Here is an 11,324-nt window from a genome sequence, read left to right as displayed (position 1 = left end):
GTCTGTAAAAATAGTTGGCTTTAAATCTGTTGCAATTGCTTTTTCCGCTGTCTCGTTCATCTCCATTTATTTTAAGAATTGCTGGCTACATAGCCTAACATATAACTGTCTTTGGTTTTAAAGTAATTAACGGTCAGCTCTCGCGTACCTGTTGGCAGTTCTACCAATGCGTTTAGTGAGCCTTCGTTTTTTAGCTTAAAAGGTTTAATATGGATATGCTGTTTAAATTCTAAACCCTTTTTGCCATGCCACTTATAAATAGCTTCTTTAGCGCACCACGCAACATATAAGCCATCCGTATTATCGCCAATCTGTTTCTGGGCAAGTTCTACATCGCTTAAAAACTTGTGTTTAATGCTTTTTATCTTGTGCTTAATCAGTTCAATATCAACACCTACAGCATGATCTTTGCTAATCATTACGGCAGCATAATCATAAGAATGGCTTAACGAAATATGATAGTCGAAATTAACCAGATAGGGCTTGCCATGTTCATCAAACTGACAGTCGATATACTCGGTTGTATTAAGCATTGTTCTCAATAGTAATCTTGTGCTTAACCAGTGCAGTAACCGCTTGCCGTTATTTAATGACGAAATAATGTCATGTTCATGCTGCTTAAGCTGCAGTCCAGCCAACAATTCTTCCTCCGTTTCTTCAATTTTCCAAATTGCTAAAACAGAATGCTGATCAATATTTTTATTGTAAATTATTGGCATTGATTAAATTGGAGATTACATGCAAAATTATCTTAAATAAATGATAATTTAGGCCAAAAATACGTATAAAAATGATATTATCTGATAGCAGGATATTAGAAGAAATTGAGAAGGGAACAATCATCATTGAGCCTTTTAAACGCGAATGTTTAGGAACCAACTCGTATGATGTGCACTTAGGGAAATACCTGGCTACTTATAAAAGCCGTGTGCTCGATGCGAAAGCGCACAATGAAATCGAACATTTCGAAATCCCTAAAGATGGTTATGTCCTTCATCCAGGTACGCTATATCTTGGTGTTACTTTAGAATATACCGAAACACACGGGCATGTGCCTTTTTTAGAAGGTAAAAGCAGTACCGGCCGCTTAGGTATCGATATCCATGCAACAGCAGGTAAAGGTGATGTTGGTTTTTGTAATACCTGGACATTAGAAATATCAGTAGCACAACCTGTGAAAATTTATGCCGGAATGCCTATTGGCCAATTGATTTATTTTGTTGTTGAAGGTAAAATAGAAACGATGTACAATTCAAAAGGTAATGCTAAATACAACAACAAAACCACCAGACCAGTAGAAAGTATGATGTGGAAGAATAAGTTTTAGAGATTGCTTAACTGCCGACAGCCAATTCAATTGAAAACTGGTATCTTTTTCTTTTTTGGAAATGAAAGGGAGCGTGCTATGGCCGCTTTAGTCCCGCCATTCGCTGTGGTCCCGATAGAAGGAATCGGGAGCCGCCGCTGCTGTCGGGTTTATGATTGGCAGTCTGTTCTCCGGGGACCAAACATTGTTCCTAAACCCGATTGTCGTGAATGCCGATTTTCATCGGCAGAAACAAAAGCGGGGCTGGTGAGGCCAAGTGATCAGAACTCCTCATTTCCGAATCAATAGCCTAAAGAATATTTTTTGTTTTTGGAAATGAAAGGCAGTGTAACGTGGCCGCTTTAGCCCCGCCATTTGCTGTGGTCCCGATAGAAGAATTGGGAGCCGCCGCTGCTGTCGGGTTTATGATTGGCAGTCTGTTCTCCGTGGTCCAAACATTGTTCCTAAACCCGATTGTCGTGAATGCCGATTTTTTCATCGGCAGAAACAAAAGCGGGGCTGGTGAGGCCAAGTGATCAGAACCCCTCATTTCCAAATCAATAGCTAAAGGAATATTTCCGTTCTTGGAAATGAAAGCCTTGTGCTATGGTTGCTGTTGGGTTTATGAACAACGGACCGATAGAGTTAAGCACACTGAATCCTTCATTTTCAACGCCATATTGATAAATTAATGTGTTTCTGTAGTTATGAACTAAAAATTTAGATTGAAACTAAATTTCATAGTATCTTCATAAAAATATGCCTTAGGTTTTGTACCTTGACACGTATTTATTTGTTACCTGACCACATGAAACTCAAAATTACTCTCGCAATCAGTTTTCTATCTCTACTTATTGTTTTTGCCGCATTTAAAATGGATGATGATCCATTTAGTCAGCTCTTGCAAAAACTCGAAGATTACACCAGTAAAAATCCACAAGAAAAAGTTCACCTTCACTTAGATAAGCCTTATTATGCCATTGGCGATGATATTTGGTTCAAAGCCTATGTTGTAAATACCAAGACTTCGGCCCCTTCGGGCATTAGTAAGATCCTGTATGTAGAGCTGATAAATGAAAAAGATTCGCTAAAAAAACTAGTTAAGTTACCTATTATGGGAGGAATTACCTGGGGCGATTTTAAGTTAACAGATTCACTTGGCGAGGGCAATTATAGAATTAGGGCCTATACCAATTACATGCGGAATTTTGGTACCGAATTCTTTTACGATAAGACAATTAAGATCGGAAATAGCTGGGCTAACAAAGTTTTTACAAAAACTTCTTACAGTTTTATCAAAGAGAACAATGCAGATAAAGTAACGGCAACAGTTCATTTTGAAGATAAAAATGGCGTGGCTTACAGTGAAAATGAAGTAAGTTATGAAGTTCAGTTAGATTACCGTACCGTTACAAAGGGTAAAGTTAAAACAAGTTTAACGGGTGATGCGGTAATTAGCTTCACAAACAATCAATCTTTCCAAAATAAATCAGGGAAAATTATTGCGACCATCGCGCTGGATAATAAACAAAAAGTAATCAAATCTATTCCGATCACTTCCACCTCTAACAATGTTGATGTACAGTTTATGCCAGAGGGGGGAACACTTGTTGAAGAATTGCCCCAAAAAGTTGCTATTAAAGCTGTTAATGCCGATGGTCGCGGTGAAGATGTAGAAGGGAGTATAGTAGACGAAGGGGGAAATGAAGTAACCAGTTTTGCCACCAATTATTTAGGTATGGGTAATTTTGTGTTTAATAATCAGGCAGGTAAGTCATATTCGGCAAAGATTAAATTTAAGGATGGATCAGAAAAAACGTTTAAATTACCTGTGGCCGTTAAAAGTGGTTATGCACTTTCTGTAAATGCTTTAGATACAGGTAAAGTGGTGGTTAAAATTATGGGCAGTGCCGATCTTGTGAATGGCGATGAACTAAAAGTTGTGGCGCAGCATGGTGGCAATGTATATTATGGCTCGAAAGCTAAAATGGATAAACAGGTACTAGTGGCCAATATTCCAAAAAAGAACCTGCCAACTGGTATTGTGCAGTTTACTTTATTTTCAAGCAGCAATCAACCTTTGGCAGAGCGGTTGGTTTTTATTAATAACAAGGCCGAATTAATTGACTTATCGATTAATGCATCAGGAGTTTCTAGTTCAAAAAGAGGGAAAGCGGCCTTTACTTTCGATGCTAATAATGATAATAAACCCGTTTTAGGTAGTTTTTCGGTTGCTGTAACCAATACGGTAAAAGTAACGCCTGATGAAAATAACGAGTCTAATATCCTCACCTCGTTGTTACTTACCTCTGATTTGAGTGGCTACGTAGAGAAACCCAACCATTATTTTTTAAAGGATGATCTTCAAACACAAAAGGAACTCGATAACTTAATGCTTTCCCAGGGCTGGAGAAGATTTCTTTGGAAAAATATTATCAATGGTGTTGGTCCGAATATTACCTATAAACCCGAGCAGTCTATTACCATTAGCGGAACGGTAATGAAAGGCAATAAGCCTGTACCTGGTGGTAAGGTAATGCTAATGGCTACAAAAGGAACGATGTACATTTTGGATACGGTAACCAATGCCGAAGGAAAGTTTGTTTTCGATAATTTAAGTTTTGGCGATAGTACAAAATTTGTTGTTCAGGCCAGAACTAAAACAGAAAGGAAGTTTGTAGATATTAATCTTGATATCGTACCCGGGCAGATTGTAACCAAGAATAAAAATGGAGCCGATATCGATATCAATGTGAATAATACTTTGATGAAGTATATTAAAGAAAGCGATAACTATTTTAATGAGATGACACGTTTAGGCTTGCTGGAGCGGACCATTAAACTTGAAGAAGTAACCATTACTGAAAAGAAAAACCCAGCGAAGAATTCATCCAACCTAAATGGCGCAGGAAGGGCCGATTTCGTGATGACAGCCGATCAGCTCTCTACCTGTGTTACCCTTTCGCAATGTTTGCAAGGGCGGTTACCAGGTGTAATATTTAGAGGTAATGTGCCATATTTAATGCGCAGCCAAAATACTCCTATTCAACTCATTGTGGATGGAATGCCTATGGAAGCCGATTTTCTGGATAATGTTAACCCTAACGATGTAGAATCTATTGAGCTTTTAAAAAGTATCGGTAATACAGCCATTTATGGTTCGCAAGGTGGCGGAGGTGTAATTATCGTTACAACTAAACGTGGTGATGGAGGAAGAAGTACTACCCGTTATGCTCCAGGTATTGTAACCTTTAATCCAAAAGGATTTACGATTTCAAGAGAGTTTTATTCGCCAAAATATGATGCAACAAGCTCAAGCAGCAGGACCGATTTCAGAACAACTATTTATTGGAACCCACAGGTTGTTACAGATAAAGATGGAAAAGCACAATTCGAATTTTATAATGCAGACGAACCCGGAACCTACCGTGTAGTAATAGAAGGAATAGACGCTATAGGGCATTTGGCAAGAAAAGTTTACACTTATGACGTTAAATAGAGAAAAATAGATAAATTTGAATTAGTATGCATGCATAGTTTATGCTGCGGTATATTTATCTTGATCCTAGATTCTTAAATCTTGATACTATTTAAAATATGAATACAATAAAAGTAAGTGTTAAAGACCGCCTGGCAACCATTACGTTAGATAGAGGAAAATCGAATGCCTTAAATCGCGAGTTGATTACCGAGCTTGACGATATGCTTAAAAATATTACCGCCGATGATAACATTGGCGGTGTAGTTTTAACCGGTACAGCACCTTTCTTTTCTGCTGGATTGGATTTGGTAGAACTTTATAACTATAACGAAGAGGAGGCTAAAGTTTTCTGGCAGTTGTTTTTGGGTTTTACAGCCAATATGGTCTCATTTAAAAAACCGATGGTAGCGGCAATTAGTGGCCATAGCCCGGCCGGCGGATGCGTAATGGCATTGGCCYGCGATTATCGGGTAATGGCAGAAGGACAATATATTATTGGACTTAATGAGGTGCCGGTAGGTATTATTGTACCAAATAGTATTTTTCAATTGTATGCGTTTTGGTTAGGTAAGGCTGAAGCCAGTCGTAGTTTGCTTTCAGGTAAACTTTACAGCCCCGAAGAAGCTTTAAAAGTCGGTTTGGTTGATGAATTGGTGAAAAATGAAAGTTTGTTAACGGCTGCCGAGCGTAAGATTAAGAAATACATGGAGCTCGAAAGTAATACCTGGTCGCAAAGCAAGTTAAATATACGCGAGGAATTAATTGCTGCCGTAACTGCAGATCAGTCGGCTACTTTAGAAAAAATGTTAGCACAATGGTGGTCGCCGGCAACACGCCATATTTTAAAAACAATTTTAGCTAATCTGCAGAGAAAATAATCAGTTTGCAGTTGTCGGTTTTCAGTTAGCTAATTACAACAATTAACCGATTAACCAGTTTCAACAGTTAACCATTTTTAGCTTTAACCAATTAACCAATATACTATGTTCAGTTATAATGCACCAATGCTCAGAGAAGACGCTTTAAAAGGAAAAACCATTGTAATTACAGGTGGTGGAACGGGGTTAGGGAAAGCAATGGGCGTATATTTCTTGAAATTAGGAGCCAACCTCGTAATCACAAGCAGAAAACAGGATGTACTGCAAAAAACTGCCGATGAAATGGAAGAAAAAACAGGCGGCAAAGTATTGGCAGTTGCCTGTGATGTTAGAGAAGTAGCACAGGTAGAAAACGTATTGGCCAAAACTTTAGAAAGATTTGGTTCTGTTGATATATTATTGAATAATGCTGCGGGTAATTTCATCTCTCCAACCGAACGGTTATCAGCCAATGCATTTTCATCCATTATCGATATTGTTTTAAAAGGAACGGTTAACTGTACACTTACCTTTGGTAAACACTGGATTAAGGAAAAACAAGCGGCAACAGTTTTAAATATAATTACCACTTACGCTTTTACAGGCTCAGCCTATGTTGTGCCTTCTGCCTGTGCAAAAGGTGGTGTTTTAGCACTAACAAGATCTTTGGCCGTAGAGTGGGGTAAATATGGTATCCGTACCAATGCTATTGCTCCAGGTCCGTTCCCAACTAAAGGCGCATGGGAGCGTTTATTGCCCGGCGATTTAGCCAAAAAATTCGATTTCAAAAACCGTGTACCGTTGAAAAGAGTTGGCGATCATCAGGAACTCGCCAATTTAGCTGCATTTCTGGTGAGCGATTTCTCTGGATACATTAATGGCGAAGTAATTACCATTGATGGCGGAGAATGGCTGCAGGGAGCAGGCCAGATGAATGGTTTGGARGCAATCCCGAACGAAATGTGGGATATGCTCGAACAAATGACACGAAGCGCTAAAGGAAGCTAGTATTTGATGACAAGTCTTATTACTTGATACTCGCTACTTGTTACTAAAATATTATCTTTGCCGATATGAATATCTTACTTTTAGGTTCAGGCGGCAGAGAAAGCACATTCGCTTGGAAAATGAGCCAGTCTTCGCACTGCGATAAACTAATTATTGCTCCAGGTAACGGTGGTACAGGAGCTTATGGTACAAACATCAACATCAATGTAAACGATTTTGATGCCATTAAAAAAGTAGTGCTTACCGAAAACATTGAACTCGTTGTAGTAGGCCCTGAAGAACCTTTGGTAAATGGTATTCACGATTTTTTCCTTGCCGACAAAGCCATTGCGCACATTCCAGTTATCGGACCTAAAAAAGAAGGAGCTATTTTAGAAGGGAGTAAAGATTTTTCTAAACAGTTTATGGAACGCCATGGTATTCCTACTGCGGCCTCAAAATCTTTCACGCCCGAAACTTTAGAGGATGGCTTGGCTTATTTGCAAAACCATGCATTGCCAGTTGTTTTAAAGGCCGACGGTTTGGCGGCAGGTAAAGGTGTGTTAATCTGTACCGAAACCATCGAGGCTCAGGAAGAATTAAAACTAATGCTTGGCGGTAAATTTGGTGCAGCCGGTGCAACAGTAGTAATCGAAGAATTTTTAAGCGGGATAGAACTTTCGGTATTTATTTTAACCGATGGTGAAAATTATATCACACTGCCTTCAGCTAAAGATTATAAACGGATTGGTCAGGGCGATACCGGTTTAAATACTGGTGGTATGGGCTCAGTTTCGCCAGTTCCTTTTGCCACACCAGAATTTTTGGCTAAAGTAGAAGAACGGATTATTAAGCCAACAGTTGAGGGTTTAAAGAAAGATAATATCGATTATACAGGTTTCATCTTCTTCGGACTGATAAAAGTAGGAGAAGAGCCATTTGTAATCGAGTACAATGCACGTATGGGCGATCCTGAAACAGAGAGTGTGATCCCTAGAGTTGAAAACGACTTGGTAGAGTTGTTTTTAGCTACTGCCAACAAACAATTAAACCAGGTGAGTTTGGTTATTTCTGAGCAAACAGCTGCTACTGTAATGATTGTGGCAGGTGGTTACCCAGGCGATTACCTGAAGGGTAAAGCCATTACTGGAATTGAAAACCTACGTCATTCTAACGCATTCCATGCCGGAACATTGTTAGAAAATGATGTCGTGAAAACAAATGGAGGAAGGGTAATTGCGATTACCAGTTTGCAAAAAGATTTGTTTACTGCCTTACAATCTGCAACTGCTGATGCTGGCAGAATTTATTTCGACGGGAAATATTTCAGAGAAGATATTGGTTTTGACTTAATTTAAAAATAACATAAGTTGAAAAAAGTACTTAAGAAGATCTCCGAAATCGCAATTAAACAAGGAGAGTTTAGTTTTACACCTGAGCAAACCGAAGCAAAGTGGCTAGGCAATCAACCCGCCACCTCAGCCGAAATACAAGAAGCTGAGGTAAGATTGGGCGTAACGCTTCCAACGGATTATAAGGAATTTCTGTTGATTACCAATGGATTTACCACGCCAAATGAACACGTTGATCCGTCGTTTTCAAAAGCAAGTGATATCGCATTTCTAAAGGATGTTGATCCACAGCTAATCGAGATTTGGACAGAAAATGATGAGTTGCTAGAGGTAGCCATTAAACTGGCCAGAAGCATTATTATTGGTGGCTTAGGAGAAGAGCAATATTTTCTTCTAATCCCGCCGGTAATTGAAAATGCAGATTGGGAATACTGGAAATTTGCTTCATGGATTCCGGGAGAAGATCCTTACGAAGGGCTTGAAAATTATTTCATTAACGTATTGGATTTCTTAAAATCTGCATAATACGTTTTCGTATAAACAAAGAAAGCCCCAATTTTAATTGGGGCTTTCTTTGTTTTGAACGCTTTTTTATTTCGATTTACTTCCCAGTAATTCTTGAAGTTTGTCTTGTAAAGCTTGTTCTCTAAGTCCCTTTGCAATAATTTTACCTGTTGGATCAATTAAGAAATTAGCCGGAATGGATTGAATGCCATACATTTGAGCCACTTCATTGCTCCAGCCTTTTAAATCTGATACATGTGTCCAGGTTAACTTATCAGCCTCAATGGCTTTCTGCCATGCCGTTTTGGTAGTTCTGGTATTTCCTCCATCTAAAGAAACACCCAAAACAGTAAAGCCTTTATCTTTAAATTTGTTGTAAGCCACTACCACATTTGGGTTTTCCTGGCGGCATGGGCCACACCAAGATGCCCAAAAATCTACCAGTACATATTTACCTTTAAAATCGGATAATTTAACAGGTTTACCTGCGGTATCAACTTGCGTAAAGTCCATAGCCATGGCACCTACAGCGGTTTTTCTTCCAGCGTCAAATATTTGAGCAATTTTTTTACCTGTAGTAGTTGCCTTCAAGTCTGGCGACAACCCAACAAAAGCTTTTTCTGCTGCTGTTGCCTGATCAGGATCTGCTGCCAATTGGCTAATTGCGCTTAAGCTGATAAATGATTTTGGATTGCCGTTTGCATACTGTAATAATAATGGAGCCATTCCAGCAGCTTCTTTTTCATAACGGGCACCTAAAGCCCCCATAACAGCTTTATCTTGTTTCTGCTCGGGTGTATAGGCTGCATATTCTGCATTAATTGCAGCAAGTTTATCTGCTACAGGTTTAGTTAATGCTTTTAATTTCTTTGCATCGTCATTAACTGGTGAGCCAGTAATTGTTGCTTTTTTTAAAGAATCTGCTGCGGCTAGCTTTATATTTCCTGGCTCTACGTATAGCGATAAAGCATCTAATTTCTCTCCCTGTGCCGGACGGTTTACGTAAGGGTTTTTGTTTAAGAAAAGACTTCCCTGTGCAGGATTTAACAATGTTCCTTTAAATGCAAAAGTGCCATTTGTTACAGTTGCCGAATCAGTAATGTTTTTACCATCTCCCTGATAGATCAGGTAAACCTTATCTCCGGTTTTCAATCCTTTTATATCGCCACTAACTGTAAATGGCTTCTGTGCCAAGGCTGCAAGGGGCAATAGCGCCATCGCAGATAATAATAGTTTTTTCATCTGTATAATATTTTTTTCATTGGTGATAAAGCTATCATGATTTGTTGATTTTACTTTGTGATATTGAAAATCATGATGGTTTCATGAGGTTAGTTTAATTCTGTCCAAATATAGAAATCTGTACCGCTAAAACGTAAATAGCTGTGTAAAATTATGATGGACTGTTTCAGGGATAGCTTTTAGTTAAGTTTTTGGTAGGTTCTCCACCATAAATCGGGCATTTCGCCATTAACAGCAGTCTGGTAATCATCATATCTGCAAGGCACCAGATGGTAACGCTCGTTTTTAGATTGTCCCGAAGGGTAAGGGACCTGCATCCACCAGCGGTCTGATTTTTTGCTTTTCACAAACATCATTTCTCCCGAACCGTCTTTTAAACTGGTTCGATAGATCATAAATTGTGATTTCGGTGTTAGCGGAAAATCCTTTTTGCGGGCATAAAATCCATCAACAAAATACCATACCATTTGAGCAAGTAAGAAGGCAGTTTGTCCATTATTGTCATAGGCCGGATTAAACTCGTAAAAACCAATTGAGGTCAACTTATCATTCATGCCAGCATAACGGGCAATACGACAGGCTTCTTCACCATCAAAACCATTCGGCGTGGTATTCGCATTTGCTGCGGCATCTGCAGAACGGATAGCGCCCATGTCAAAGCTAATCATGTTTGCATTACGGATAATAGGCTCTGTTAGGGTAATGTCCTGAGCAAATTCACCCAAGCGGTGTACATCAAAATATAATTTATCCATCACGCTCAAACTTTCTTGGTTTACAAAATAAGTTTGATAACCCACATTGCTAAAATTGAAAAGGTAATTGGGCTGGTGCAGGAAAATTTTGTTCAGGTAACAGTCTGAGCGGGTAGCAATTCCCTCATTGTCGTCATCGCCAATGTCAAATTGGTTATCAATAACCACCAGATCTACTTTTTGCTCTAAATCTTCATAACCCAGGTATTGGCCATAAGTTAAGTCTTGTCCACCGCCAATAATGATTGGAATAATGTCTTTTTTAATCAGTTCCGAAACCACCATCTTGATGGCAATATAGGTATCGGCAATGGTTGCGCCGTGTTTAATATTGCCTAAATCGACAATCCTACTATTAAAAGCACCTTCGTTGAGTTTATAAAATTTCTCTCTAAAATAATCGGGTGCCAGGGCAGAGCCTTCATTGTTAACGGCGCCTCTTCCATCAAGTACCCCAAAAATTGCCAGATCGTAGGTGTGCTCCTCAAAATCGGGGAACAATTCGGTGTAAATCTGCGCTTTTAACCCCAGCTGACTTGTGAAAAATCCTTGCTTGGGTGTAAAACTATCAGGGTTTATAGGGGAAAAGAAATCCGTTAATGACATATATTTAAAACTCTCGGCTCAAATATCTATTTTTGAATGCGTATTTCCACATATAGCTCGAAAAAAATAAAATGATACTGGTAACCGGAGGAACTGGATTTTTAGGATCTGAATTAATTAAGCAGTTAACCGATAGAGGTTTAACTGTTCGGGCCTTGAGGCGGGAGAAATCTAAAATTCCTTCACAAATCCAGAATATCCCACTCATTGAATGGTTTGAGGCTGATACTAACG

At 39.0% G+C, this 11,324-nt stretch carries 10 protein-coding genes; 7 read left to right on the top strand and 3 right to left on the bottom strand.

The genetic code is table 11. From position 1 onward, the window contains the following. Nucleotides 1-71: 71 nt before the first annotated feature. Nucleotides 72-719 carry a 4'-phosphopantetheinyl transferase family protein gene (locus tag AC1DPQ_RS06080; protein ID WP_477584317.1) on the bottom strand — a complete coding sequence of 216 codons (648 nt, stop codon included), beginning with the start codon at nucleotides 717-719 and terminating at the stop codon, nucleotides 72-74. Nucleotides 720-790: 71 nt separating this feature from the next. Here AC1DPQ_RS06080 and dcd point away from each other — a divergent pair, with 71 nt between their 5' ends. From dcd to AC1DPQ_RS06050, 6 genes are all read left to right on the top strand, one after another. Next, complete coding sequence (dcd, locus tag AC1DPQ_RS06075; RefSeq protein WP_215129483.1) at nucleotides 791-1,327, top strand: dCTP deaminase; 537 nt, start codon at nucleotides 791-793, stop codon at nucleotides 1,325-1,327. A gap of 787 nt (nucleotides 1,328-2,114) precedes the next feature. Next, nucleotides 2,115-4,805: a carboxypeptidase-like regulatory domain-containing protein gene (locus AC1DPQ_RS06070; protein ID WP_477608409.1), complete on the top strand. Its 2,691-nt coding sequence runs from the start codon at nucleotides 2,115-2,117 to the stop codon at nucleotides 4,803-4,805. Between the two features lie 98 nt (nucleotides 4,806-4,903). Beyond that, complete coding sequence (locus AC1DPQ_RS06065; RefSeq protein WP_477608407.1) at nucleotides 4,904-5,665, top strand: enoyl-CoA hydratase/isomerase family protein; 762 nt, start codon at nucleotides 4,904-4,906, stop codon at nucleotides 5,663-5,665. 105 nt (nucleotides 5,666-5,770) lie between these two features. After that, nucleotides 5,771-6,652 (top strand): SDR family oxidoreductase, encoded by an 882-nt coding sequence (locus tag AC1DPQ_RS06060; RefSeq protein WP_477581861.1) that lies wholly within the window; start codon nucleotides 5,771-5,773, stop codon nucleotides 6,650-6,652. Between the two features lie 65 nt (nucleotides 6,653-6,717). Continuing rightward, on the top strand, nucleotides 6,718-7,989 hold the full coding sequence (gene purD / locus AC1DPQ_RS06055; protein WP_215129489.1) for a phosphoribosylamine--glycine ligase: 1,272 nt from the start codon (nucleotides 6,718-6,720) through the stop codon (nucleotides 7,987-7,989). A gap of 12 nt (nucleotides 7,990-8,001) precedes the next feature. Next, on the top strand, nucleotides 8,002-8,508 hold the full coding sequence (locus tag AC1DPQ_RS06050; RefSeq protein ID WP_477581863.1) for an SMI1/KNR4 family protein: 507 nt from the start codon (nucleotides 8,002-8,004) through the stop codon (nucleotides 8,506-8,508). A gap of 66 nt (nucleotides 8,509-8,574) precedes the next feature. Here AC1DPQ_RS06050 and AC1DPQ_RS06045 read toward each other — a convergent pair whose 3' ends face one another. Both AC1DPQ_RS06045 and AC1DPQ_RS06040 read right to left on the bottom strand, forming a co-directional pair. Beyond that, nucleotides 8,575-9,729: a redoxin domain-containing protein gene (locus AC1DPQ_RS06045; RefSeq protein ID WP_477581865.1), complete on the bottom strand. Its 1,155-nt coding sequence runs from the start codon at nucleotides 9,727-9,729 to the stop codon at nucleotides 8,575-8,577. A gap of 179 nt (nucleotides 9,730-9,908) precedes the next feature. Continuing rightward, nucleotides 9,909-11,090 carry a formimidoylglutamase gene (locus tag AC1DPQ_RS06040; protein WP_477608405.1) on the bottom strand — a complete coding sequence of 394 codons (1,182 nt, stop codon included), beginning with the start codon at nucleotides 11,088-11,090 and terminating at the stop codon, nucleotides 9,909-9,911. A 71-nt stretch (nucleotides 11,091-11,161) separates the two neighbouring features. On the opposite strand from AC1DPQ_RS06040, the gene AC1DPQ_RS06035 reads away from it, so the two are divergent. Then, nucleotides 11,162-11,324: NAD-dependent epimerase/dehydratase family protein (locus AC1DPQ_RS06035; protein ID WP_477608411.1), on the top strand; the 163-nt coding region annotated here is incomplete at its 3' end.

It is taken from the genome of Pedobacter sp. 01T416_2, from assembly GCF_056398925.1.
The sequence above is the reverse complement of the archived record's forward strand: the minus strand, read 5'-3'. Positions and strand labels throughout refer to the sequence as shown.